We start from the raw sequence: 24,463 nt of genomic DNA, 5'->3' as shown, positions 1-24,463 counted from the left end.
CGCCGTCGGTGCCGAGTTCGGAGCGCCGAGCTGCCGTCGACACGTCCCGTGCCTGCCGGTCGTGCTGAGGCCGGACCGCGGAATCGGCCTTGGCTCCGGTGCCGCCATCAGCGCTCGTCACCGGCTTTCCGCAGGCGCCGACGCCTTCCACGTCGCACCATTGCCTGGGGACACGATCTCCGGGTAATGTTGATTATGAACAGCATCATTAGGTGAGGAGCGTCGTGGGCAGCATCGAGGTGGCCGAACGTCGCAACGTCGTCTGGATCACGATCAACGCGCCAGAGCGGCGCAACGCGTACGACCTCGAGATGGCGCGCACCATGATCGCCGCGATCGAGGACGCCGCAGAGGCCCATGCGGTGGTGATCACCGGCGCGGGCGGCAGCTTTTGCGCAGGCGGCGCGCTCACCGAGCTCGGCGACCCGGACCCGGAACAGCTGCGCCGGCTGTTCACCACGTCGGCGCGGCTGCTCGACACCATCCGGGCCTGCCCTCGGCCGGTGATCGCCGCGGTCGACGGTCCCGCCGCGGGCGGCGGAAACGAACTCGTCGTCGCCTGTGACTTCGCCATCGCCACCGAACGCTCCACGTTCGGCCAGACCGGCCCCAAGGTCGGTTCCGCCCCCGTGCTCGGCGCCACGAACCTGATGGCCGTCCAGATCGGTGAGCGCCGGGCCAAGGAAATGGCGATGATGTGCCGCCGGTACTCGGCCCGTCAAGCGCTGGAGTGGGGGCTGGTCAACGAGGTGGTCCCCGACGGCGAACTCGAAGCCGCCGTCGAGCGCTGGCTCGACGAGATCGACGCGCTCAGCCCTCGCTACCTCGAGATCGCCAAGACCAGCAGCAACCAGTGGTGGAACCAGTCCAAGGACAACATGGCCGCCAACCTCGGCGCGCTCATCCAGGCCATCGGCAGCGAGGACATGCTCGAGGGCGCCCGTGCCTTCCTGGAGAAGCGCAAGCCCGACTTCCGCGGACTCCGCCGTGCCCGCAACGTTGACGAAGGACGGAACCAGTGACCCGCTACTACCGCGACCTGAAGCCGACGTTCCCCGACCGCTCCCAGTGGGCGCTGCCGATCGTGCTGCGTCACCAGGCCGCCGAGCGTCCGGACGCGGTCTGGCTCGACGTCCCCGAGGAGGGCCTGACCTGGACCTATGCCGAGATGCTCGCCTCCGCCGAGCGAGTGGGACGCAACCTCCTCGCGCACGGCGGGGCCAAAGGTGACCGGGTGATCATCGTCGCGGCGAACTCCTCCCGGTTCGTCCGCACCTGGGTCGGCAGTGCCGTCGCCGGCATGGTCGAGGTGCCGATCAACACCGCCTACGAGCACGACTTCCTGGCCCACCAGGTGCGCACGGTGGAAGCGAAGTTCGCGGTCGTCGACGACGTCTACGCGGAACGGTTCGTCGCGGTGAAGGAAGCCGCGAAGGACATCACCAAGTTCTGGGTGATCGACACCGGACAGCAGGACAAGGCGATCGCGGTGCTGCGCGAGGCGGGCTGGGAGGCCGCGCCGTGGGACGAGCTGGAGGCCGAGTTGCCCGCGGGCAGCGACGTGCAGCTGCCGGAGGTGTACCCGCACGACTTGGCCTCGGTGTTCTTCACCTCGGGGACGACGGGCCCGTCGAAGGGCGTCGCCATGCCGCACGCGCAGATGTTCTTCTTCGCCGAGGAGTGTGTGTCCCTGGTGCGGCTCACCGCCGAGGACGCGTGGATGACGGTGACGCCGTTGTTCCACGGCAACGCCCAGTTCATGGCCGCCTACCCGGCGATGGTCGCCGGAGCCCGGGTGGTGGTCCGCCCCCGGTTCTCCGCCAGCCGGTGGATCGACCAGATCCGGGAGAGCCGGGTGACGGTCACCAACTTCATCGGCGTGATGATGGACTTCATCTGGAAGCAGCAGCGACGCCCGGACGACGCCGACAACCCGCTCCGGGTGGTCTTCGCCGCGCCCACCGCGTCCTCGCTGGTGGAGCCGATGAAGGAGCGGTACGGCATCGAAGCGTTCGTCGAGGTCTTCGGCCTCACCGAGACGTCGGCACCGATCATCTCCCCGTACGGGGAGCCGCGGCCCGCGGGCGCGGCCGGTCTCGCCGCGGACGAGTGGTTCGACGTGCGCTTGGTCGACCCGGAGACCGACGAGGAGGTCCCGGTCGGTCAGATCGGTGAGCTGGTGGTGCGGCCGAAGGTGCCGTTCATCTGCTCGATGGGCTACTACAACATGCCGGAGAAGACCGTCGAGGCGTGGCGCAACCTGTGGTTCCACACCGGCGATGCGCTCAAGCGCGACGAGGAGGGCTGGTACTACTTCGTCGACCGGTTCAAGGACGCGCTGCGCAGGCGCGGCGAGAACATCAGCTCCTACGAGATCGAGACCGCGATCCTGGCGCATCCCGCGGTGCTGGAGACGGCGGTGATCGCGGTGCCCGCCGACACCGAAGCGGGCGAGGACGAGGTGATGGCCTATGTGATCACCTCGGAGCCGATCACCCCGGAGGAGCTGTGGGAGCACTGCGACCGCAGGATCCCGTCGTTCGCCGTGCCGCGATATCTGCGCTTCGTCGACGAGCTGCCCAAGACCCCGTCGCAGCGGGTGCAGAAGGCCAAGCTGCGCGAGCTCGGTGTCACGCCGGACACCCACGACCGGACGTCGGTCGGTCGCTGAGCCTGCCGAGGAGCGTGAAGGTGCATCCCTACCGTTCGGTTCTGTTCGTCCCCGCGCACAAGCCGTCGTGGGCGCCCAAGGCGCTGGCGTCGGGGGCCGATTGCATCGTCGTCGACCTCGAGGACTCGGTACCCGAGCACTTGAAGGAGTCCGCCAGGGAGACCGCGCGGCAGATCCTGGCGGACCTGCGCAAGGAGTCGTCCCGGGTGGGCTTGTTCGTCCGCCCGAACGCGCTCGACACCAAGCTCGCGGGCGCGGATCTCGAGGCCGTGGTGGGTCCGGAGTTGAACGGCCTGTTCACCCCGAAGATCCGCAACGCCACGGACGTGCTGCGCTGGGAGACCCTGATCGACTGGTTCGAGACGCGCAACGGCGCCGACGGGCTGGAGATGATTGTCCCGGTGGAGATGGTCGACGCCATCAACAACGCGCTGGAGATCGCCGGGGCGTCGCCGCGCGTCGGGGCGATGATCGGCCCGACCTCGCAGCATGCGGACATCGCCAGGGCTGTCGGCTACCGGCAGTCGCGCGAGGGCAGCGAGACGCTGTACTTGCGCAGCCGGATCCTGCTGGCCTGCCGTCAGTACGGCCTGCACCCGCTGACCGGGCTGTGGGAGGACCTGGAGGATCTCGAGGGACTGCGTGCGTTCGCCGACTACGGCCTCCAGCTCGGCTTCCGCGGGCAGATCCTCATCCACCCGTCGCACGTGCCGGTGGTGCACGAGGTGTACACGCCGTCCGACGAAGAGGTCGCCTACCACGAAGAACTCGTCGCCACCGTGGAGAAGGCGATCGCCGAGGGGCACGGTGCCGTGCGGTTCCGCGGCACGCACGTCGACATCGCGCACATGGAGAAGGCGAAGGACTGGCTGGCGCACGCCAGGCTGGTGCGTGGCGAGGCCGAGTAGCAGCCGGGCGCGGCAGCCCAGCACGAGCGGGCCGGGCGGTCCCGCGGACTCCGATGACCCGCAGGGCGCAAAGGTGGTGCGGTGGACGCCGCCGACGGCCCACCCCAGTCGAGGCGCGCTGGGGCGTACCCAGCCAAGGAGCCTCATCACATTCCCGCGGCTCCCTCACCTGTGGGAGTGTCGTCCAGCCCGGCCGAAGTTGTCCGGCCCGTTGGCTGTCTGGGAAGAACCGACCAGTCGCCTCCGAGGCGGTCGCCGCTGCGCACGACCGTGGCATCGCGATCACTGGGAACGCGGGAATCGCGATGCCCCGCGGCCGGCATCGCGGTCAGCGGCCGCTGCTCGGTGGCCACTCAGCGGCTGCCCGGCGGCCTCTCGGCGGTCGACCTGCCCGCAGCGGCACGTGCCGCCCCAGCGCCTCGACCACAGGCGGATCGGGTCGACGAGTTCAGCCGGTGAGTCTCCCGGGCAGCGAGAAGCAGCTACCCGCAAGATCGCCCACCCACGACCGCCACGAAGCGACGGATGCGGCAATCAGGCCATGGACTCCCAGTCCGCGGGAGGGTCCGCGCGGCAGGGGAAGCGGCGGCCCGAGCCGGAACAGACCATGATCCCGCTGGAGACGGCCTCCACCGAGGCCCAGCCACGCCGCGTGCAGCTCCTCGTCGAGGCGGACGGCGGGTCCCGCCAGCGACCGTGGAACAGCATCCCGGCCTGCTGGAGACCGACTTCGGGCAGTGGGAGGGCCTGACGTTCGCCGAGGCGGCCGCGCGCGAGCGCACCAAGCTCAACCACGAGTCTCCCGGGCAGCAAGGAGCAGCTGCTCGGGCTTCGTCGGAGGGGCAGGCCGCGACCGACGCCATCGCGATCCGCAATCCGCTGGCGGGCCGCGGCGCGCCGGGCCGCGGCTTGCTCGTCGGCCAGCCGCCGCAGCATGGAGCAGCCCCCGCACGACGCCTTCTCGACGGACGCCCACGTCGGCCCCAGACCGGTCGACGGGCGTGGTTCGCTGGTCCGCAGAAAAGAGTGGTCGGGCGAACCCGGCCACCTCTCCGTGGGCGGTGACCTCAGGTGCCGGTCCAGCGGGGCGCGCGCTTCTCCACGAAGGCCCGGGCACCCTCCTTGGCGTCCGCGGACTCGCGTACCGGCTGCACGTACTCGTGCTGCCGTTCGAACATCTCGTCCAGCGACCAGTCCTGCGAGCGCATGATCACCTGCTTCGACGCGGCCAGCGCGAGCGGTGCGTTGGCGGCGATCTCGTCGGCCAGCTCCAGCGCGGTGTCCAGCGCCTTTCCCGGCTCGGCCAGCCGGTTGACCAAGTGCACCTCGGCCGCTTCGGTGGCTGGCCACATCCGGCCGGTCAGCACCAGTTCCATGGCCAGGTGGTACGGGATGCGACGCTGCAGCCGCAGCAGGCCCCCCGCCGCGGCGGTCAGGCCGCGCTTGACCTCGGGCAGCCCGAACTTCGCCTCGCGCGACGCCACGACCAGATCGCACGCCAGCACGATTTCGAAGCCACCGGCCAGGGCGTACCCTTCGACGGCGGCGATGAGCGGCTTGCGCGGCGGCTGCTGCACCAGGCCCGCGAAACCGCGGCCTTCCACCACCGGCCGCTCGCCGCGGGCGAACCCCTTGAGGTCCATTCCCGAGCAGAACGTCCGGTTCGCGCCGGTGATCACGCCGACGCTCAGGTCGGACCTGCTGTCCAGCTGGTCGAGCGCATCGGCGATCTCGTGCGCCATCCGCAGTGACATCGCGTTGCGTGCTTCCGGGCGGTTCATCTCCAGCACCAGCACGCGGCCGCGCTCGGAGACCTTCAGCTGCGGTTCGCTCATCGTGGCGCCATCCTGATCGCGCCGTCGAGACGGATGGTCTCGCCGTTGAGGTACGGGTTCTCGATGATCTGCTGGGCCAGCATCGCAAACTCGTCCGGCCTGCCCAGTCGCGCCGGGTTGGGGACCTGGGCGGCGAGACGGTCTTTGATCTCCTGCGAGAACCGCGCCAGGATCGGCGTGTCGAACACCCCCGGCGCGATCGAGTTGACCCGGATGTACTTGTTCGCCAGGTCGCGGGCGGCGACCAGGGTCATCCCGACGACGCCCGCCTTGGCGGAGGCGTAGGGGATCTGGCCCACCTGGCCCTCCCAGGCGGCGACCGACGCGGTGAGCACGCAGACACCGCGCTCGCCGCCGACGACCTCGTTCTTGGCCATCCGGGCCGCTGTCAGGCGCAGCACGTTGAACGTCCCGACGAGGTTAATGTCGACCAGCTGCCGGTAGAGGTCGAGAGCTCCTGGTGAGCCGTCCCGGTCGACCAAGCGGACGGTGCCGCCTTTGCCCGCGCAGTGCACCAGGGCCCGCAGCGGCGCCCGCTGCTCCGCGGCGTCGAGCGCGGAGCCGACCGCCGCCGGGTCCGTGACGTCGCCATGGGTGAACGTGCCGCCGATCTCCGCGGCCAGCTCCTTGCCGAGCTCTTCATTGAGGTCGAGGACGACCACGTGGGCGCCGGACTTGGCGAGCCTGCGCGACGTCGCGGCGCCGAGACCGGACGCCCCACCGGTGACCAGAGCGGAGGCGTTGCTGAGGTGCACGGAAGTTCTCCTTCGACGGGGAAGCGGGTCACAGTCGCTCGATGATCGTGGCGTTGGCCATGCCACCTGCCTCGCACATGACCTGGAGGCCGAAGCGCTGGTCGTTGTCCTCCAGTGCGTGCAGCATCGTCGTCATCAGCCGGGCACCCGACGCACCGAGCGGATGGCCGAGGGCGATCGCGCCACCCCGGGGGTTGAGCCGCTCGGGATTGCCCTTGCAGTCCTTCAGCCAGGCCAGCGGCACCGGCGCGAACGCCTCGTTGACCTCGACGTGGTCGATCTCCTCCAGCGTGAGGCCGGCGCGAGCCAGCACCTTCCCGGTGGCCGGGATCGGGCCGGTCAGCATCAGCAGCGGGTCGCTGCCCACCACCGCCATGCTGTGAATCCGGGCCCGCGGGCGCAGGCCGAGCGCTTCCGCCTTCGCGCGCGACATCAGCAACAACGCGCTGGCGCCGTCGCTGATCTGCGACGAGTTCCCGGCGGTGGTCGACCAGGTCAGCTGCGGGAAGCGCCGGGCAAGGTCCGGTGAGTGGAAGGCCGGCTTCAGCCCGGCCAGCTTCTCCGGCGTGGTGCCGCGGCGGATCGTCTCGTCGGCAGTGACCACACCGTTCGGGGTGGTCACCGGCACGATCTCGCGGTCGAAGGCGCCTGCGTCCTGCGCCGCGGCGGCGCGGGCATGCGACTGGGTGGCGTACTCGTCGAGCTCGGCGCGGGTGAAGCCCCATTCGGCCGTGACCAGTTCGGAGGCCACGCCCTGGGACACCAAGCCGGGGGCGTAGCGTTCGTTCACGCCTGCGCCGAACGGATCTGCTCCCATGCGCGCCGACCCCATCACCACCCGGCTCATCGACTCGACCCCGCCTGCCACCACGATGTCGGCGTCCCCGGAACGGATCGCCTGCGCGGCGAAGTGGACGGCTTGCTGGCTGGAACCGCACTTGCGGTCGATCGTCGTCGCGGGCACGTGCTCGGGGAACCCGGCGGCGAGCCACGCCATCCGTCCGGGGGTGGCGGACTGCTCGCCGACCTGGGACACGCAGCCGACGATGACGTCGTCCACCGTGCCCGGATCGACCTGCGGGGTGCGGGCGAGGAGTCCTTGCAGGGTCTGCGCCAGCAGGTCGACCGGATGAACCCCGCTGAGCGCGCCGTCGGCTTTGCCGCGGCCGACCGGGGTACGTACGGCGGCCACGATCACCGCATCACGTGGGCCAGCTGGTTGCGGGTGAGCCATGACTATTGCTTATCATGATTGTCATCTCTGTGTCCATGAGCCAGTGAGTCTCCGATGTCGTGGGCAGTCGGCAGCGTGGCCGCCTTGTTGACACCGGCTCACCAAATCCATAATAATCATTAACAACCAAGGAGGTGAGTCCGTGTCGGACCAGCACGCGGAGATCCGGCAGCTCGCTGCCCGGGTGGCGCGAGAGATCTACGAGCCCATGGCCGAGTCGCTGGACGTCAACCGGACACCGCTGCCGAAGGAGGAGCGGCTTCGGCTCGGTGACCTCGGGTTCCTGGGGATCGCGCATCCGGAGAAGTACGGTGGCGCAGGCGCCCCGCTGGAGCAGGCGCTGATCGTCATCGAGGAGCTGGCCAAGGTCTGCCGCCCCGCCGCGTTCCAGGTGTTCGAGGCGAACACCGGCCCGGCACAGGTGATCACCCACCTCGGTACCGAGGAGCAGCGCCAGCGCTGGCTGCCCGACATCATCAGCGGCCGCAAGACGATGGCCGTGGCCATCTCCGAGCCGCACGCCGGATCCGCGGCGACCGACATGCGCACCACGGCCAAGGAGGTCGACGGCAAGCTCATCATCAACGGCACCAAGCGGTGGATCTCCAACGGCGGCGAGGCCGAGCTGTACCTGCTGTACTGCCGGCTGTCCGACGCTCCCGGTTCGAAGGGCATCGGGGCGGTCGTGGTGGAGAAGGGCACGCCGGGATTCACCTTCGGGGCCAGCGAGCGGCTGATGGGCTTCCGCGGGATTCCGTCGGCCGACCTGTACTTCGACAACGTCGAGGTGCCGCTCGACAACGTCGTCGTCCCGGCGGGTTCGTTCGGCAAGCTGTTCCGGATCTTCTCGATCGAACGGCTGGGCAACACCACCATGAGCCTGGCCATCGGGCAGGCCGCGCTGGACAAGACGCTGCAGTACGTCCAGGAGCGCGAGCAGTTCGGCAAGCCGCTGGTGGAGTTCCAGGCGATCCAGGTCATGGTGGCCGACATGGTGCTCGACGTGGAGGCCGCACGACTGCTGCGCGACCGAGCCGCCGCTTCCGCGCGGAAAACCGGCATCCCCGATCCGCTCCAGGTGTCGCTTGCCAAGTGCGCGGCGAACGAGATGGCCAAGCGAGTCACCGACCTGGCCATGCAAATCCACGGTGGCAACGGCTACACCGAGGAGTACGGTCTGGAACGCCTGCACCGTGACTCGCACGGCTGGGCGATCGCGGGCGGCACGCCGACGATGCAGCGCATCCGCATCGTCTCCGAGCTCCTCGGCCGCAAGTTCGATCAGCGCCGCTGAAAGCGCCTGCCGATCGCGAGAAAGGGACGCATCGTGGAAGCTGGGCAGCTGTTCGATCTCGGTGTGCAGCACCGCAAGGTCCGGGAGGTGGCCCGCGAGGTCGCGGCGAAGGTCGAACCGTTCGCGGCGGAGGCCGACGAGGCGGTCACCGTGCACCAGGGGTGCCTCGACGCGCTGCGAGCCAGCGGTCTGGCCAGGTACGTGGTCCCCGCGGCCTACGGCGGGCACGACGACGTGCTCGACCCGCTGACGATCGCCGTGATCCGGGAGGCGCTGATGTACACGTCGGCGCACCTGGACTCGATGTTCGGCATGCAGGGCGTGGGCAGCTACTCGCTGTCGGTCGGCGGCACGGAGGAACTGAAGCGGCAGTGGCTGCCCAAGGTGGCCAGCCTCGACGCCATCGCAGGCCTGGCGCTGACCGAGCCCGAGGTGGGCTCCGACCTGCGCGCGATCACCACCAGGATGACGGCCGACGGCGACGAGCTGGTGATCAACGGGCGCAAGTCGTTCATCACCAACGGGGGAGCTGCGGCCTTCTACTGCACCCTGGTGCGCGAGGGTGACGGCTGGTCGATGGTGCTGATCCCGGGCGACGCCCCCGGGCTGCAGATCGAGCGCGGCGCCGACCTGATAGCGCCGCACATCCTCGGCGAGCTGACCTTCACCGACGTGCGGGTTCCGGCCAGCCACCGCCTCGGCGTGCCGGGCAAGGCGTTCTCCCTGATGCTGCAGACGCTGGCCGTCTTCCGCGTGTCCGTCGCGGGGTCCGCGGTCGGCCTCGCCCAGGCGGCGCTGGACGAAGCCAAGGCGCACGTGCTGCGGCGCGAGCAGTTCGGCAGGCCGCTGATCGAGCTCGGCGCGGTCGGGCAGAAGCTGGCCCAGTCGTGGACCGACGTCGAGGCTGCGCGGGCTTTCGTCTACCGCGCCGCGTCGCTGGCCAAGAGCGACCCGCTCGGGCATCTGGACTTCTCGTCGATGGCGAAGGTGCACGCGACCGAAGCCGCGGCGGCCGTGGTGGACCGGTCGCTGCAGGTCATGGGCCGGTTCGGGCTCGTGCGCGGATCCAAGATCGAACGGCTCTACCGCAACGCCCGCCCGCTGCGGATCTACGAAGGCGCCACCGAGGTGCTGCTGGACTCGCTCGCCCGCCGGCTGGCGAAGGGAGGCCGGTGATGGATCTCGGACTGGAAGGCAGTGTCGTCCTGGTGACCGGGGCCAGTCGGGGCCTCGGTGCCGCGATGGCGATCGCCCTGGCCAGGGAAGGCGCCACCGTGGTGGCGGCCGCGCGCTCGAAGGACGCTCTGGCCGAAGTCGCCGCGCAGGGCGAGGGTCGGATCAGCACCGCGACAGTGGACATGCGCGACGAGTCGTCCGTCAAGCAGCTCGTGCCTGAGGTGCTGGACCGTCATGGCCGCATCGACGGGCTGATCAACAATGCCGGGATCGCGCCCGCGGGCAAATTCGCCACCCAGGACCCCGAGGTGTGGAAGGACGTGATGACGGTCAACGTCATCGCCCCCATGATGCTCGCGCAAGCGGCGGGCAGGCAGATGATCGAGCAGGGGGCGGGGCGCATCGTCAACATCGCCTCGACCACCGGTGTGCGCGGCAAGCCGTACCTCGTGCCGTACTCGACGTCCAAGGGCGCGGTGGTGCGCTTCACCGAGGCGCTGGCCGCCGAATGGGCGAGCAAGAACGTGCAGGTCAACTGCATCGCGCCGGGAGCGTTCGTGACCGAGGCACAGAAGGCGGTGACCGAATCGCCGGAACTGTACGCCAAGCGGATCGCGAAGATCCCGATGAAACGGATGGCGGACCCCGCGGAGATCGTGCCGCTGACCTGCCTGCTCGTCTCGCCCCTGTCGTCCTTCACCACGGGGGCGATCTTCGTCATCGACGGCGGTGAGTCCGGAAAGCTGTGACGACCGAGAGGATGTCCGCGTGATCATCGACGCCCACACCCACGTCTGGCCCGACAGGATCGCCAAGATCGCGCTCGACAACAACCGGGTGCCGGGACTGCAAGCCCGCGGCGACGGCACCGTCGGCGGGCTGACCGAGGACATGCGGCGCAGCGGCGTCGACGTCAGTTGCTGCCTGGCCATCGCCAATCAGGCCAAGCACGTCGACTCGGTCAACCGGTTCGTGGCCGGGATCGCGGACGACCACCACGTGCCGTTCGGGACGGTGCACGTCGACCTGAGCGTGGAGGAGAACATCGCCAGCCTGCAGCGCCACGGCGTGCGGGCGGTGAAGATCCACCCGCTGTTCCAGCGGTTCGCGCTGGACGACAAGCGGCTGTGGGAGATCTTCGACGCGTTCGGCAGTGACTACGTGGTGATCGTGCACGTTGGTGAGGGCGGCGACGCGTACACCAACAGCCTGTCGAGCCCGAAAATGATCCGCGACATCGCCCGGCAGTTTCCCGGCCTGCGGCTGGTGGCCTGCCACTTCGGCGGCTACAAGATCCTCGACGACGCCGAGGAGATGCTGGCAGGTGCCGACGTGGTGCTCGAGACGTCCTGGCCGCCGTCGCTGGCCCGGCTGCGCCCGGAGCGGGTGCGCAACCTGATCCGCAAGCACGGCGCGGAGCGGATCGTGTTCGGCTCCGACTGGCCGATGACCAGCCCCGGGGACGAGATCCGGGCCATCGAGGCGCTGGGCTTGTCCGACGACGAGACGAAGCTGGTCCTCGGCGGGACCCTGGCCGAGCTGTTGGGCGACCGGCTGCCGGGCTGACGCCCGGCGATGGTTCCGCCGAGCAGGCGACCGGCTGCCGCGTGGGCGGTTGCCGGGCGGCTTTCGGGTGCGCGGGTGGTGGTTGATGGCCGGGCGTGTGGTCGGTGGTTGGTTGCTGTGCTGGGGCGGTTGTGGCTGTCGTGCTTGGTGATTCGTGATCGGGTGTTGCGCGGGTGGCTGGCGTGCTGGCGGCCGAGCGGCTTCCGCCCATGCGGTCGGCCACTGACTGCCGACCATGGTGCCGATGGTCAGCTACTGCGCCGGCAGCCGCTGCGTGGCCACCGGGCAGCGGCCGCTGACCGCGATGCCGGCCACGGGGCATCGCGATTCCCGCGTTCCCAGTGATCGCGATGCCACGGTCGTGCGCAGCGGCGACTGCCTCGGAGGCGACTGGTCGGTTCTTCCCAAACAGCACACGGGCCGGCCACCCGCTGATCGGGCGGGCAGCCGGCCCCGCGCGCCGACGGCACCCCCGCTGCCGTCGACGGCTCGCGCTCACCGCTTCGCCGGAGTGAACTCCACCAGCAGCTCGGGCACGCTCCGGGTGTACAAACCGGCTTCCTTCGGGACGAAGCCGTCCTGATAGCGCAGGTCGTGCAGGTTGTCGAGCACCAGGTTCAGCGCCGTCTGCATCTCGCGCCGCGCCAGCAACGAGCCCACGCAGAAGTGCCTGCCCAGGATGAACTGCACGTGGTTGGCCGCGCCACTGAACGCCTTCGCGACGTCGAGGTCCTCGCGGAAGATGTTGAACTCGTCGGGGTCTTTGAACTGCCGGTCGTCCCGGTTGGCCGCGCTCAGCATCATGATGCACGTCGAGCCCTTCGGGATGGTCGTGCCGTGCAGCTCCACGTCCTCCTCGGTCTGGCGCATGATCATGTGCACCGGGCCGGAGTGGCGCAGCGTCTCGGCGATGGCGTTGTCCACCAGGCTGCGGTCCTTGCGCACCGCTTCCATCTGGTCCGGGTGGTCGATGAGGTTGCGGAACATGTTGGCGGTCGCCTTGTCCGTGGTCTCACCACCCGCGACCAGCAGCAGGCTGACGAACGCCTTGATCTCCTCGTCGGACATTCGGTGCCCGTCGACCTCGGCCTGGCACAGCCGGGTCAGCAGGTCCTCGCCGTCGCCGGTCCGGCGCTCGGCGATGATCGGCATCATGTAGTCGCGCAGCTCCTGCCGGGTTTGCTGGGCCCGAGCCGTGATCTCGGGATCGCCTGCCAGGTTGTTCAGGTGCGCCATGATCGACTGGTACCACTTGTGGAACCGGTCGTGGTCGCTCTTCGGCAGGCCGAGCATGTCGACCATCACGTTGATCGGGAACCACGTGGAGAAGTCCTCGACCAGGTCGGCTTTGCCCACCGACGAGATCCCGTCCACCAGCTGCTGCCCCGCCCGCTGGAGGACGCCGTCGAGCAGCCGGGTGGCGTTGGCCATGATCACCGGCATGAAGCGCTCGAGCCCCTTGCCGCGGAAGAACGGGTTCAGCAAGGCCCGGTGCCGCGAGTGCTCGGTGCCCTCCATCTGCAAGATCGTCCTGCCGTGGATCGGCTCCAGCTGCCACTCGTAGTTGCGGCTGGAGAAAACCGGGTTGCGGAACGCGTTGGCGCAGTCCTCGAAGCGGCTGATCAGGTAGCTGTTCGTGGCCTCGTGGTACAGCACCGGGTACTCGTCGCGGAGCACCCGATAGAAGGGGTACGGGTTCTCGGCGAACTCCGGGGACAGGATGTCCGGCGCCGCGTCCGCCGCTTTGGTGGTGGTCACTCGGGTCACCTCGTTGCTCGTCACTGCTGCGGTCGTCGGTCGTCGCTTAGTGCATCACTAGGCGAATGATGAATACCATACGATTCTATGGCATACACCACAACCGAACGTTGCACGAACGGGTGACGGTCGACCACGGAACGTGGCCATTGCCAACAGTGGCATTCACTGATAATGATTGCCCTTAACGCCGACATCACGGAGGTGCTCAGTCATGGCAGGACGGCTGGAAGGCAAGGTCGCCTTCATCACCGGCGCGGCACGCGGCCAGGGGCGCAACCACGCGGTACGGATGGCGCAGGAGGGCGCGGACATCATCGCGGTGGACATCTGCGAGGACATCGCCACGGTGAGTCCGTGGTACAACCTGGCGACGAAGGCCGAGCTCGACGAGACGGCGAAGTTGGTGGAGGCCACCGGCCGGCGGGTGGTGGCGCGCAAGGCCGACGTCCGTGACTTGGATGCGTTGCAGGCCGCTTTCGACGAAGGCGTGGCCGAGCTGGGCCGGATCGACGCCGTCGTCGCCAACGCGGGTATCGCCTCCTACGGCAAGGCGTGGGAGCTCACCGCGGAGCAGTGGAAGGACATGATCGACGTCAACCTGACCGGTGTCTTCCACACGGCCAAGGTGGCGATCCCGAAACTCATCGAGCAGGGCTCCGGCGGCAGCATCACGTTCACCAGCTCCATCGGCGGGCTGAAGGGCATTCAGCACGTTGCGCACTACGTCTCGGCGAAGCACGGCATCGTCGGGTTGATGCGCACGCTGGCCAACGAGCTCGGTCCGTACCGCATCCGGGTGAACACCATCCACCCGACCAACGTCGACACGATCATGATCCAGAACCCCGGCACCTGGGGGATGTTCGCGCCGGACGACCCGGAGCCCACCCAGGAGAAGGCCATGCCGGGCTTCATGTCGCTGAACACGCTGCCGGTCCCGTGGGTGGAGTGCGACGACATCAGCAACGCGCTGCTGTTCCTCGCCAGCGACGAGGCGCGGTACATCACCGGGGTGACGCTCCCGGTGGACGCGGGCGCTTTCGTCAAGTAGGCCCGAAGCATCAGGTCCGGCCACCCGGGCGCGGTGGCCGGACCTGGCGCGTGCCAAGCCTGGGATCGGGCGCCCCGGTGCCCGGAGACGTGGTGACCGGGGCGGCCACGGCGTCCCGGTCGATGAGGGGCGGAGGGTGCGGGCGGTGCCAGGTGGGAGCGGTGGCACTGTCCGGTCGCCCGCGCAGGGTCGGCCCTGGCGGTCCGGAACGATCGGATTCGGGGACGGTCCGGGTGCCTCGCGCCGATGGGCACTGGATTGGTGGTGGCGTGGATTCCTGCGATGATGCGGGGTCAGGGGTGTCCCGGGCGTCCGGTTCTGATGGGGATCGGGGTGGCACGGTGGTTCTGAGCCATGGGATTGGCGGCGGAGGCCCGGATGTCCCGAGGTGATGCGGGGTCAGGACAGCGCGGGTGCCCGCGAAGCGGCCAGGATCAGGGGTGGCCGGCGGCCGCTCGTGCTCGGCGCCCGAGTGTCGATTCCCGGGATACGGTTCAGGTGTTGCCGGAGGCCGGGCCTGGCAGCGGCTCACCACGCTGGACTTCAGGCGGTGAGAAACAGCCCGGATCGGGGCGCCCAGCTGCCCCGAGACGATGGGGGAACCGGACCACCCAGGCACCCGGCGCTTATGGGAACCGGACCACCCAGGCACCCGGCGCTTATGGGGAACCGGACCGCTCAGGCGCCTGGCGCTGATGGGCAGCTCGGGTAACCCGGACCGAGAGGAGCAGCGCCAAGCGTTCTGAGGCGATGGGGATCAGGGGCGGCCCCAGACGATCGGCGCGTCGAGCACCTCGGGGAACTTCTTCTCGGCGTAGCGCAGGTACTCCTTGATGTGATCGCGCATCGTCGCCGCCGCTTCCTCCGGGTCGTGCTTCTCGATCGCCTGGTAGATCCGCAGATGCGCCTTGTGCACCGCGACGCGCCGGGGTTCCGGGTAGTCGATGCCGATGGCGGAGCCGTCCAGGATGCCCAGCAGCGCGTCCACGAGCAGGGCGAACATGGCGTTGCCCGAACCCTGCGAGATCACGTCGTGGAAGCGCTTGTTCTCCTCCAGGAAGATCGCCTGGTTGTCCAGGTTGGCGTGCATGTTGTCCACGCTCTCCTTGAGCGTGGCAAGAGCCTCGTCGTCCATCCGCTCCGCGGCCAGCTGTGCCATGATCGGCTCCAGACCGAGCCTGCCCTCGGCGATCGTGCGGAACGGTGCGTCGGAGAATTGCAGCAACAGCGTGAGCGACGTGGCCAGGCTGGACGCGTCGGGCTGAACCACGACGGGCCCGCCGCCGGGCCCGGGCCGCAGCGTGATGACGCCCTGCAGCTCGAGGAAGCGCAGCGCCTCACGCAGGGTGCCGCGCCCGACCTCGTACTTCTCCAGCATCACGCGCTCGGGGGGCAGCCGGTCGCCGATCTTGTTGCCCCGTGAGTGGATGTCGGCGACGATGCGCTGCGCCACCAACATCGCGGTCTTCTGCGGCCGCAATGAGGTGGATGTCATGCGGAAGTCCCTTCGCTACTTGACCAGACCGCCCCACGATGTGGTTCAATCATAGGGATGATCATACCGGTTCGCCGGTTTTTCCGTGCCGGCGGCCTGGTCAGCCGCTGACGATGCCCTTTTGGGCAAGCTGTGCCACGTGGTCTGGGGCAAGCCCCAGTTCGTCGACCAAAACCTCCTTCGTGTGCTCGCCGATCGCGGCGACCCCGTCGTACGTCGGACCTGCGTAGTCGCCGAAGTGGAGGACCGGGCCGGGCATCATCGCCTTGCCGAACACGGTGTTGGCGAGCTCGACCAGGGTTCGTTCGCGGAAGTGCGGGTCCTCGGTGATGTCCTTGGCGTCGTTCACCGGTGCCGCCACGACCTCGTACTTCTCCAGGATCGCCAGCGCTTCGTCGCGCGGGCGCGAGCCGACCCAGTCGATGACGATCTGCTGCATCGCCTCGTTGTTGGCCATCCGCGCGGCGTTGGTGGCGAACCTTTCGTCCTCTTTCAGCTCCGGCATGCCCATGGCGTCGAACAGCCGCATCGCGATCGTCTGGTTGGACGCGGCGATCGAGAGCCAGCCGCCGTCGGCCGCCTGGTAGATGCCGCGTGGCGAAGCGGCGCCGGAGGCATTGCCGTGTCGCTGCATGATGGTGCCGCTTGCGGTGTAGTTGAGGACGGCGTCGCCGAGGATGAACATCAGCGGCTCGTACAGTGCCACGTCGACCTCGGATCCCTGACCGGTCAGCTCCCGCCGGTAAAGCGCCATCGCGGTGCCGAACGCGGCGGAGATCCCCGCGATCGAGTCGGCGAACCCGAACGGTGGCGCGGTGGGCGGCGTGTGCGGCCACCCGTTGAGGAAGGCGAAGCCGGACATCGTCTCGGCGACGGTGCCGAACCCGGGGCGGTTGGCGTAGGGGCCGGTCTGGCCGAAGCCGCTCACCCTGGTCATCACCAGGCGGGGATTCTTCGCCGAGAGCTGCTCGTAGCCCAGCCCCCAGGCCTCCATGCGTCCGGGACGGAAGTTCTCGATGACCACGTCGGCGCTCACGATCAGCTGCTCGGCGACCGCGCGTCCTTCCGGTTGGCGCATGTCGATGCCGACCGAGCGCTTGCCGGAGTTGAGGCGCGCGTAGCCGATGGCCAGACCCTCGTGGGACGGTTGCCACTGTCTGGCGAAATCACCGTTCTGCGGGTCCTCGACCTTGACGACGTCCGCGCCGAAGTCGCGAAGCATGCGTCCGGCGGTCGGGGCGGCGTACATCGAGCCCAGCTCGACGACTCGGACGCCGGCGAGCGGCCCGGGAGATGGGGAGCCCTGGGTGTCGGGTGCCTGCCCGGCGGGACCGGTCATGTCACGTCCTCTCCTCCTAATTAATGCTTATGAATAGTAGCATTAGCAGGCCGGGTGTGGGGCCGTCGATCGGGCCGGCCGGCCAGGGTGACGGAACGGGCCGAGGAGCCGCACCGCTCATGTCGCCTGCGAACCATGCGACGTGCTCCGGGCCTGTTCCGGGAGCGGAAGGCGTGATCACCGAGATGACCAGGACACCGGCCGCGCAAGACACCGAACTGGCGTCCGCAACGTAGCCGTCGTCTGGCGAAAGATGCGTTCCGCGCCGAGTTCGAATCTTCTCGGCCGGGGTTATGCTGCGCCGGTGGCCGTGGCGGGAGTGTTGCTGGCTGCCGGTGCGGGAACGCGGTTCGGCCGCCCGAAGGCGTTGGTGTCGTTCGCCGGGGAGCCGTTGGCCCAGCGGGGCGCGGCGGCCCTGGCCGAAGCCGGGTGCGACCCGGTCGTGGTGGTGATCGGCGCCGCTGCCGAGCGGGTGCGGGAAGCCCTGGCCCACGCGCCGGCTCGGGTGGTCGAGAACCCCGACTGGGCGACCGGGCTGGCGTCGTCCCTGCGCGCAGGCCTTGCCGCGCTGCCCGTCGACGCGGAGGCCGCGGTGATCACGCTGGTCGACCAGCCGCTGGTCGGCCCCGCCGTCATACGCCGCATGGTGCAGGCCTGTGCCGAGGGTGCGCAGTTGGCGATGGCCGTCTACCACGGCCGTCGAGCGCATCCGGTGCTGCTTGGCCGCACGCATTGGGCGGGGGTCGCCGAATCCGCCCACGGCGACGCGGGCGCTCGCGCTTACCTGCGCCGGCATGCCGACGACGTGGTCGAAATCGACTGCACCGGCCTGGGCGATCCGGCCGACGTCGACACCCCGGACGACCTCGCCACGCTGGAAGCGCGGTCCTGAGACATCACCCACATCCGCATTCCGTGGCAATCGAGCGGCGCGGTGCGCGTTCGTCTGTCATGATGTCGCCCGCGTACCCGGGGGAAAGGTTCACGAACATGGATCGCATCAAGGCGGTCTTCGTCGCGATCATCGGCATCGGATTGCTGGGCGGCGGGATCTTTCAGCTGACCGACGACCGCGTCATGTGCGGCAGCCAGGAGATGACCAGCCCCAACCAGGTGTGCGAGGAGACCAAGCGGGGCCGGGTCACCGCGACCCGCACCATGGAGGAACAGCGGAAGGACAACATCGCCACCGGCTGGCTGCTGGTGGGCTTGGGTGCGGCGATGTCGGTCGGCGGGACGATCTGGTCGGTCATGCTGTTCCGCAAGCCGAAAGCACAGGCCACGCCTGCGGTCGGGCAGCAGCCGCAGGGTTACGGCCCGCCACCGCCCGGGTTCGACGCGCAGCAAGGGATCGCCCAGCAGCAGCCCGGCCAGGGTTTCGGTCCGCAGCACCCCGCACCCGCGTACGGGCCACAGCAGTCCGCACCTGGTTTCGCGCCCCATCAGGCGGTGCCGGGATACGGTCCGCAGCCCGGACAAGGGTTCGGTCCGCAGCCGCCGGCCTACGGGCCGCAGTCCGGGCAGCCGTATCACCAGCAGCCCGGATGGGGTCCGTCGGGTGGCCAGCCAGCTCAGCCGCAGCAGGGCTGGGGACCGCCGCACTGATGCGGCGCCCCGCCTGAGCTTCGAGCGCGGACACGAAGTGCTGGCGTACGCGTGGTGGTCGTCGGACGCTCGTGTTTGCGAGTGCTGCCGGGCTGGAGGTGGCGGGGTGCGCGTGGCGGCCGTGGTGTTGGATGGAGCTTCCCGGTCAACCCAAGGAGGCACCATGACGCCGACCAAGCCAGAAGTCACCATCGCCCCCGGCGCCCCCTCCGGTCTGCTGGAGATCGACGACCTGCAGGTGGGTGACGGTGCCGAGGCCACCGTCGGTGCGCAGGTGACCGTGCACTACGTCGGCGTCGCCCACTCCACCGGGACGGAGTTCGATGCGTCCTGGAACCGCGACGAGCCGTTCACGTTCACGCTCGGCGCCTCGCAGGTCATCAAGGGCTGGGAGCTGGGCGTCAAGGGCATGAAGGTCGGCGGCCGCCGCCGGATCACCATCCCGCCCCATCTCGGCTACGGCCCGTCCGGTGTCCCCGGTGCCATCCGACCCAACGAGACGCTGGTCTTCGTGGTCGACCTACTCGGCGTGGAGTAGGCGCGCAAGCGCGACACGCCACATTTTCTGGGGTTCAATCCCGTTTGGCACCACAACATGTAGTGTTTGCTGTGCCGATGGTCCACCGCTGCCCGGCAGCGGTGGGGCAAGAGGGAATCCGGTGCGAATCCGGAACTGCCCCGCAGCGGTGAGCGGGAACGACCGCCGTCAACCAAGCACTGGGTAGCAAGCGCCTGGGAAGCGACGGCCAGTAGGAGCCTGGGCGTGGTCCCGGCATGCCCGCAAGTCCGAAGACCTGCCATCGGTGCGCGCACCGCCGGTGCGCGCCGTCCGCAGACCGCGAGGGCGGTCGCGCGGCCATGGCGGTCGTGCGCGTGCTTGCGGTCGCGGGCTGGAGGTTGCCGAGCTCGCGAGGAGAGAGCCGTGACACTAGCCGACCCGACCCCGGCCCGCACGCAGCCGGAAGCGCCGTCCACGGTGACGGTGATCCGGCGCGACGGGTCCACGTCGCCGTTCGACGAATCGAAGATCGCGGTGGCGATGACCAAGGCCTTCCTGGCCGTCGAAGGCACCGACGCCGCCTCGTCGTCCCGGGTGCACCATCTGGTCGAGGAGCTGACCGCGCAGGTGCGGGATGCGCTGCTGCGCCACGGTGCCCGGTCGTTGCACATCGAGCAGATCCAGGACCAGGTGGAGCTCGCCCTGATGCGGGGAGGTCACCACGCGGTCGCCCGCGCCTACGTGCTCTACCGGGAAGAACGGGCCAAGGCGCGTCGGCAGGAGACCGGGGCCACCGCGTCCGCGCCCACGGTCCGGGTGAAGGGACCGGATGGCACGCTCGAACCGCTGGACCGGGAACGGATCGCCGCGGTCGTCGCGGAAGCGGTCGACGGGGTGCCGGACACCGACGCGCGAGCCGTGCTGGCCGAGCTGGACCGCAACGTCTACGACGGCATCAGCCACGACGAACTCGGCGTGGCCATGGTGATGGCCGCCCGCACGCTGGTCGAGCGGGAGCCGAACTACTCGCAGGTCACCGCGAGGCTGCTACTGAACAACCTGCGCGCGGAAGCGCTCAGCTTCCTGGCAGGCGGCGCCCGCGAGGCCACCCAGGCGGAGCTGGACTACCCGGAGTACTTCCGCGCCTACCTGGCCCGCGCGATCGACCTCGGCCAGGTCGATCCGGAACTCGGGAAGTTCGATCTGACCACGATCACCGCCGCCTTGCGGCCGGAACGCGACCTGGAGTTCGGCTTCCTCGGCCTGCAGACCCTCTACGACCGCTACTTCCTGCACCACGACGGCACCCGCTACGAACTGCCGCAGGCGTTCTTCATGCGGGTGGCCATGGGCCTGGCGCTGCGCGAGCAGGACCGCGAGGCGCGGGCCGTCGAGTTCTACCACCTGCTGTCCACGTTCGACTTCATGGCGTCGACCCCGACGCTGTTCAACGCCGGCACCACGCGCCCCCAGCTGTCGTCGTGCTTCCTGACCACGGTCGAGGACGACCTGGACGCGATCTTCCAGTCGTATCGGAACAACGCGCTGCTGGCCAAGTACTCCGGCGGGCTGGGCAACGATTGGACGCCGGTGCGCGGGATGGGCGCCCACATCAGGGGCACCAACGGCCAGTCGCAGGGCGTGGTGCCGTTTCTGAAGATCGCCAACGACACCGCGGTGGCGGTCAACCAGGGCGGCAAGCGCAAGGGCGCGGCCTGCGCCTACCTGGAGACCTGGCACATCGACATCGAGGAATTCCTCGAGCTGCGGCGCAATACCGGTGACGACCGGCGCCGCACGCACGACATGAACACCGCGAACTGGATCCCGGACGAGTTCCTGCGCCGGGTGGAAGCCGACGCGGAGTGGACACTGTTCTCCCCGGACGAGGTGCCGGACCTGCACGACCTCTACGGCAAGCAGTTCAGCAAGCGGTACCGCGAGTACGAACAGGCGGCCGACCGCGGCGAAATCCGGGTCTTCCGCCGGGTGTCCGCGGTGCAGCTGTGGCGGCGCATGCTCACCATGCTGTTCGAGACCGGCCACCCGTGGATCACGTTCAAGGACCCGTGCAACCTGCGCTCGCCGCAGCAGCACTGCGGGGTGGTGCACTCGTCCAACCTGTGCACCGAGATCACCCTGAACACCAGCCCGGACGAGGTCGCGGTGTGCAACCTGGGGTCGGTGAACCTGGCCAGGCACGTCACGCCGGACGGCCTGGACACCGAGCGGCTGCGCAAGACGGTCCGGACCGCCGTGCGCATGCTCGACAACGTCATCGACATCAACTTCTACACGATCCCGCAGGCCAGGCGGTCGAACCTGCGGCACCGCCCGGTCGGCCTCGGCCTCATGGGCTACGCCGACGCGCTGCACGTCCGCAAGCTCCCGGTCGACTCGCCGGAAGCGGTGGAGTTCGCCGACCGCAGCATGGAGCACCTGTCGTACTACGCCATCGAGGCCTCCAGCGAGCTGGCCGCCGAGCGTGGCCGGTACGAGACGTTCGACGGGTCGCTGTGGAGCCGGGGCATCCTGCCGATCGACTCGCTGCGGATCCTGGCCGAGCACCGCGACGGTGACCTCGACGTCGACTACACGACCACGCTCGACTGGGACGCGCTGCGGGAACGCGTCCGCACGACCGGGATGCGGAACTCGAACGTCATGGCCATCGCGCCCACGGCGACCATCGCCAACATCTGCGGCGTCAGCCAGTCGATCGAGCCGCTGTACCAGAACCTCTACGTGAAGTCGAACATGTCCGGCGACTTCACCGTGATCAACCCGCACCTGGTGCGCGAGCTGAAGGAACTCGGGCTGTGGGACGAGGTCATGGTCGCCGACCTGAAGTACTTCGACGGCAGCGTCCAGCACATCGACCGGGTGCCCGGCGACCTCAAGCGCAGGTACGCCACCGCGTTCGAGATCGACCCGAAGTGGCTGGTGCGGGCCGCCGCGCGCAGGCAGAAGTGGATCGACCAGGCCCAGTCGCTCAACCTCTACATCCACGAGCCCAGCGGGAGAAAGCTCGACGAGCTGTACCGGTTCGCGTGGCGCAGCGGCCTGAAGACCACGTACTACCTGCGGGCCAGGGCGGCCACCAGCGTGGAGAAGAGCACGCTGCGCGGCACCGACGGCAAGCTCAACGCGGTTCCCGTGGCAGCCGTCCCGGCCGCCGTCCGTCCCGATCCGCAACCGACCGCCTGCGCCATCGACGACCCCGACTGCGAAGCCTGCCAGTAAAGGAGCACGAACCCGCATGACCAGCGACATGACGAGCAACACCGCCATTGCCGACGCCACCGGCCTTGGTGAGATCCAGCGCGGCGCCCCTCGGGTCAACGTCGAGGACAAGGCGATGATCAACGCCCGCGCCGACGTCAACCAGCTGCTGCCGATGAAGTACCGGTGGGCGTGGGAGAAGTACCTGGCCGGGTGCGCCAACCACTGGATGCCCACCGAGGTGTCGATGCAGGCCGACATCGCGCTGTGGAAGTCACCGGACGGCCTGACCCCGGACGAGCGGCTGATGGTCAAGCGCAACCTCGGGTTCTTCGCCACCGCGGAGTCCCTGGTGGCCAACAACCTGGTGCTGGCCGTCTACCGGAACATCACCAACCCGGAGTGTCGCCAGTACCTGCTGCGGCAGGCGTTCGAGGAAGCCGTGCACACGCACGCCTTCCAGTACATCTGCACCAGCCTCGGGCTGGACGAAGGCGAGCTGTTCAACGCCTACCGCGAGGTGCCGTCCATCGCCGACAAGGACGCGTGGGCACTGCAGTACACCCGGCACTTGGAGGACCCGAGCTTCCGCACCGGAACTGCCGAGGCCGATCAGGACTTCCTGCGCGACCTGATCGCCTTCTACGTGGTGTTCGAGGGCATGTGGTTCTACACCGGGTTCGCGCAGATCCTCTCGCTCGGGCGGCGTAACAAGATGGTCGGCATCGCCGAGCAGTACCAGTACATCCTGCGCGACGAGTCGATCCATCTGAACTTCGGCATCGACTGCATCAACCAGATCAAGCTGGAGAACCCGCACCTGTGGGGCGCGGACTTCCAGCGGGAGGTGCGGCAGATGCTGATCGAGGCGTGCGAGCTGGAGGTCGCCTACGCCAGGGACACCATGCCGCGCGGCATCCTCGGCCTGACCGCCGATCAGTGCGAGCAATACCTGCACTTCATCACCGACCGGCGGGCTCAGCAGCTCGGGCTGGAACCGGTGTTCGGGGAGCAGAACAACCCGTTCCCGTGGATGTCCGAGACGATCGACTTGACCAAGGAGAAGAACTTCTTCGAGACCAGGGTGACCGAGTACCAGTCGGGCGCCGCGCTCAGCTGGGACTGACCCTCGGCCCGCACCGGCCGGCCGGTTTCCGCCGCGCGCCGGGGAGGGGCAGCCGTTCAGTTTCGGGCCCGGCGTGACGTATTCGGTTTCCGCTGCGCGCCGGGGAGGGACCGGAAGGGTCGCTGCTGGCTTCGTTGCCCGAGGCGGTTTCCGCCGCGCGCAGGGGGAGGGACCTCGGCGCGCGGCGGGACGCCGGTTGGTGGTCATGCCTGGCGAGCGGCGTCGGCCACGGTGGAAGTACCTGCGATGAACGGAAAGTGACTGGGCGGCTGCGGTGCGGGAATTCCCCGCGGACAGCTGCTGTTGCTTCGGAACGACAAGCCAGGCAGCGGCGAGGAAGGGACACCGGATGGCTGAACGCATGCTCTTCGGCGACGAGCACGTCAAACGGTACGAGGAAACCAACGGCGAGGTCGGCCACATTTGGGTGAACGGCGCGCCCTGCCTGATCCTGACCACCAAGGGCCGCAAGACCGGCAAGGAGTACAAGCATGCGCTGATCTACCAGAAGGTCGACGAGGGCTACGTGATCATCGCGTCCAAGGGCGGTGCCCCCGACCACCCCGGCTGGTACAAGAACCTGATGGCCAACCCCGAGGTCAAGGTTCAGGTGGGGGCGGAGAAGTTCACCGCGCGGGCCCGCACCGTGGAGGACGAGCCCCGGCGCAAGGAGCTGTGGTCGATCATGACCAAGGTGTGGCCGGCGTACGACGAGTACCAGGAGAAGACCGACCGGAAGATCCCGGTCGTGGTGCTGGAGCCGGCCGCCTGATCTGCTTCGCCAGGATGTCATGACGATCGGGCTTCGCCATCCGGCGGCGTCCATGACAACGGCCGCATGGTGAGGACTTCGGCGGGATTGCCGCGCGGTGAGGACTGTGGCGTGGCCGCTCCGCGGTGGAGGGTCGCTGCGCGGTGAAGGCCCT

General features: G+C 68.9%; 21 protein-coding genes and 1 riboswitch. Of the genes, 15 read left to right on the top strand and 6 right to left on the bottom strand.

Translation table 11 applies throughout. The features are described from left to right. Positions 1 to 212: 212 nt before the first annotated feature. From CXP56_RS10340 to CXP56_RS10325, 4 genes are all read left to right on the top strand, one after another. Positions 213 to 1,022 carry an enoyl-CoA hydratase/isomerase family protein gene (locus tag CXP56_RS10340; RefSeq protein WP_286900932.1) on the top strand — a complete coding sequence of 270 codons (810 nt, stop codon included), beginning with the start codon at positions 213 to 215 and terminating at the stop codon, positions 1,020 to 1,022. Further along, positions 1,019 to 2,671, top strand: a complete 1,653-nt coding sequence (locus tag CXP56_RS10335) for an ATP-dependent acyl-CoA ligase (protein ID WP_028848421.1) — start codon at positions 1,019 to 1,021, stop codon at positions 2,669 to 2,671. Before CXP56_RS10340 ends, CXP56_RS10335 begins: the two co-directional genes overlap by 4 nt. Before the next feature lie 20 nt (positions 2,672 to 2,691). Further along, complete coding sequence (locus CXP56_RS10330) at positions 2,692 to 3,579, top strand: HpcH/HpaI aldolase/citrate lyase family protein (protein WP_028848422.1); 888 nt, start codon at positions 2,692 to 2,694, stop codon at positions 3,577 to 3,579. Between the two features lie 525 nt (positions 3,580 to 4,104). Further along, positions 4,105 to 4,644, top strand: coding sequence for a histidine phosphatase family protein (locus tag CXP56_RS10325; RefSeq protein WP_084609319.1), 540 nt, complete (start codon positions 4,105 to 4,107; stop codon positions 4,642 to 4,644). Positions 4,645 to 4,646: 2 nt separating this feature from the next. Here the strand turns inward: CXP56_RS10325 and CXP56_RS10320 are convergent, their stop codons facing one another. The 3 genes from CXP56_RS10320 to CXP56_RS10310 are packed head-to-tail and all read right to left on the bottom strand — an operon-like array spanning position 4,647 to position 7,403. After that, the gene (locus CXP56_RS10320) at positions 4,647 to 5,414 is read right to left on the bottom strand and encodes a crotonase/enoyl-CoA hydratase family protein (RefSeq protein WP_028848424.1); all 768 of its coding nucleotides are present in this window, start codon (positions 5,412 to 5,414) and stop codon (positions 4,647 to 4,649) included. Beyond that, positions 5,411 to 6,169, bottom strand: coding sequence for an SDR family NAD(P)-dependent oxidoreductase (locus CXP56_RS10315; protein ID WP_028848425.1), 759 nt, complete (start codon positions 6,167 to 6,169; stop codon positions 5,411 to 5,413). Before CXP56_RS10315 ends, CXP56_RS10320 begins: the two co-directional genes overlap by 4 nt. A 28-nt stretch (positions 6,170 to 6,197) precedes the next feature. Further along, positions 6,198 to 7,403 (bottom strand): thiolase family protein, encoded by a 1,206-nt coding sequence (locus CXP56_RS10310; protein ID WP_051310345.1) that lies wholly within the window; start codon positions 7,401 to 7,403, stop codon positions 6,198 to 6,200. A 142-nt stretch (positions 7,404 to 7,545) separates the two neighbouring features. Between CXP56_RS10310 and CXP56_RS10305 the strand changes: the two genes are divergently transcribed. The 4 genes from CXP56_RS10305 to CXP56_RS10290 are packed head-to-tail and all read left to right on the top strand — an operon-like array spanning position 7,546 to position 11,439. Continuing rightward, positions 7,546 to 8,697: an acyl-CoA dehydrogenase family protein gene (locus tag CXP56_RS10305; RefSeq protein WP_211227623.1), complete on the top strand. Its 1,152-nt coding sequence runs from the start codon at positions 7,546 to 7,548 to the stop codon at positions 8,695 to 8,697. A 33-nt stretch (positions 8,698 to 8,730) separates the two neighbouring features. Next, positions 8,731 to 9,873, top strand: coding sequence for an acyl-CoA dehydrogenase family protein (locus CXP56_RS10300; protein ID WP_245566701.1), 1,143 nt, complete (start codon positions 8,731 to 8,733; stop codon positions 9,871 to 9,873). Continuing rightward, a complete protein-coding gene (locus tag CXP56_RS10295; RefSeq protein ID WP_028848429.1) occupies positions 9,873 to 10,622 on the top strand; it encodes an SDR family NAD(P)-dependent oxidoreductase in 750 nt (249 codons plus the stop codon). The genes CXP56_RS10300 and CXP56_RS10295 overlap by 1 nt, the downstream gene beginning before the upstream one ends. 19 nt (positions 10,623 to 10,641) lie before the next feature. Next, positions 10,642 to 11,439, top strand: a complete 798-nt coding sequence (locus tag CXP56_RS10290; protein WP_028848430.1) for an amidohydrolase family protein — start codon at positions 10,642 to 10,644, stop codon at positions 11,437 to 11,439. 495 nt (positions 11,440 to 11,934) lie between these two features. Here CXP56_RS10290 and CXP56_RS10285 read toward each other — a convergent pair whose 3' ends face one another. Further along, on the bottom strand, positions 11,935 to 13,197 hold the full coding sequence (locus CXP56_RS10285; protein ID WP_028848431.1) for a cytochrome P450: 1,263 nt from the start codon (positions 13,195 to 13,197) through the stop codon (positions 11,935 to 11,937). Positions 13,198 to 13,411: 214 nt separating this feature from the next. Between CXP56_RS10285 and CXP56_RS10280 the strand changes: the two genes are divergently transcribed. Next, positions 13,412 to 14,251 (top strand): mycofactocin-coupled SDR family oxidoreductase, encoded by an 840-nt coding sequence (locus CXP56_RS10280; RefSeq protein ID WP_028848432.1) that lies wholly within the window; start codon positions 13,412 to 13,414, stop codon positions 14,249 to 14,251. A gap of 757 nt (positions 14,252 to 15,008) precedes the next feature. On the opposite strand, the gene CXP56_RS10275 is transcribed toward CXP56_RS10280, so the two are convergent. Next, positions 15,009 to 15,746: a FadR/GntR family transcriptional regulator gene (locus CXP56_RS10275; RefSeq protein WP_286900929.1), complete on the bottom strand. Its 738-nt coding sequence runs from the start codon at positions 15,744 to 15,746 to the stop codon at positions 15,009 to 15,011. Positions 15,747 to 15,846: 100 nt separating this feature from the next. After that, on the bottom strand, positions 15,847 to 17,085 hold the full coding sequence (locus CXP56_RS10270; protein ID WP_051310346.1) for a CaiB/BaiF CoA transferase family protein: 1,239 nt from the start codon (positions 17,083 to 17,085) through the stop codon (positions 15,847 to 15,849). 304 nt (positions 17,086 to 17,389) lie between these two features. Between CXP56_RS10270 and CXP56_RS10265 the strand changes: the two genes are divergently transcribed. The 6 genes from CXP56_RS10265 to CXP56_RS10240 all read left to right on the top strand — a co-directional run bounded on the left by CXP56_RS10265 (position 17,390) and on the right by CXP56_RS10240 (position 24,309). Then, positions 17,390 to 17,977 carry a nucleotidyltransferase family protein gene (locus tag CXP56_RS10265; protein ID WP_028848434.1) on the top strand — a complete coding sequence of 196 codons (588 nt, stop codon included), beginning with the start codon at positions 17,390 to 17,392 and terminating at the stop codon, positions 17,975 to 17,977. A 98-nt stretch (positions 17,978 to 18,075) separates the two neighbouring features. Beyond that, complete coding sequence (locus tag CXP56_RS10260) at positions 18,076 to 18,690, top strand: hypothetical protein (protein WP_156899301.1); 615 nt, start codon at positions 18,076 to 18,078, stop codon at positions 18,688 to 18,690. Between the two features lie 163 nt (positions 18,691 to 18,853). Continuing rightward, on the top strand, positions 18,854 to 19,228 hold the full coding sequence (locus CXP56_RS10255; RefSeq protein ID WP_028848436.1) for an FKBP-type peptidyl-prolyl cis-trans isomerase: 375 nt from the start codon (positions 18,854 to 18,856) through the stop codon (positions 19,226 to 19,228). A gap of 61 nt (positions 19,229 to 19,289) precedes the next feature. Then, positions 19,290 to 19,506, top strand: a riboswitch (cobalamin riboswitch). Positions 19,507 to 19,612: 106 nt separating this feature from the next. Continuing rightward, a complete protein-coding gene (locus CXP56_RS10250) occupies positions 19,613 to 22,432 on the top strand; it encodes a ribonucleoside-diphosphate reductase subunit alpha (protein ID WP_286900928.1) in 2,820 nt (939 codons plus the stop codon). A gap of 16 nt (positions 22,433 to 22,448) precedes the next feature. Beyond that, positions 22,449 to 23,537: a ribonucleotide-diphosphate reductase subunit beta gene (locus CXP56_RS10245; protein ID WP_084609320.1), complete on the top strand. Its 1,089-nt coding sequence runs from the start codon at positions 22,449 to 22,451 to the stop codon at positions 23,535 to 23,537. A gap of 361 nt (positions 23,538 to 23,898) precedes the next feature. After that, positions 23,899 to 24,309, top strand: a complete 411-nt coding sequence (locus CXP56_RS10240; RefSeq protein ID WP_028848439.1) for a nitroreductase family deazaflavin-dependent oxidoreductase — start codon at positions 23,899 to 23,901, stop codon at positions 24,307 to 24,309. Positions 24,310 to 24,463 lie beyond the last annotated feature (154 nt).

Source organism: Thermocrispum sp. (genome assembly GCF_002919275.1).
GTDB classification, from domain to species: domain Bacteria; phylum Actinomycetota; class Actinomycetes; order Mycobacteriales; family Pseudonocardiaceae; genus Thermocrispum; species Thermocrispum agreste.
Note: the sequence above shows the minus strand (reverse complement) of the source record. Positions and strands in the feature narration are given on the sequence as shown.

Coding starts and splice junctions, on each gene's coding strand:
- CXP56_RS10255 (WP_028848436.1), top strand. CDS start 18,854: ATGACGCCGACCAAGCCAGAAGTCACCATCGCCCCCGGCGCCCCCTCC.
- CXP56_RS10310 (WP_051310345.1), bottom strand. CDS start 7,403: ATGGCTCACCCGCAACCAGCTGGCCCACGTGATGCGGTGATCGTGGCC.
- CXP56_RS10280 (WP_028848432.1), top strand. CDS start 13,412: ATGGCAGGACGGCTGGAAGGCAAGGTCGCCTTCATCACCGGCGCGGCA.
- CXP56_RS10295 (WP_028848429.1), top strand. CDS start 9,873: ATGGATCTCGGACTGGAAGGCAGTGTCGTCCTGGTGACCGGGGCCAGT.
- CXP56_RS10320 (WP_028848424.1), bottom strand. CDS start 5,414: ATGAGCGAACCGCAGCTGAAGGTCTCCGAGCGCGGCCGCGTGCTGGTG.
- CXP56_RS10245 (WP_084609320.1), top strand. CDS start 22,449: ATGACCAGCGACATGACGAGCAACACCGCCATTGCCGACGCCACCGGC.
- CXP56_RS10260 (WP_156899301.1), top strand. CDS start 18,076: ATGGATCGCATCAAGGCGGTCTTCGTCGCGATCATCGGCATCGGATTG.
- CXP56_RS10275 (WP_286900929.1), bottom strand. CDS start 15,746: ATGACATCCACCTCATTGCGGCCGCAGAAGACCGCGATGTTGGTGGCG.
- CXP56_RS10270 (WP_051310346.1), bottom strand. CDS start 17,085: ATGACCGGTCCCGCCGGGCAGGCACCCGACACCCAGGGCTCCCCATCT.
- CXP56_RS10325 (WP_084609319.1), top strand. CDS start 4,105: ATGCGGCAATCAGGCCATGGACTCCCAGTCCGCGGGAGGGTCCGCGCG.
- CXP56_RS10240 (WP_028848439.1), top strand. CDS start 23,899: ATGCTCTTCGGCGACGAGCACGTCAAACGGTACGAGGAAACCAACGGC.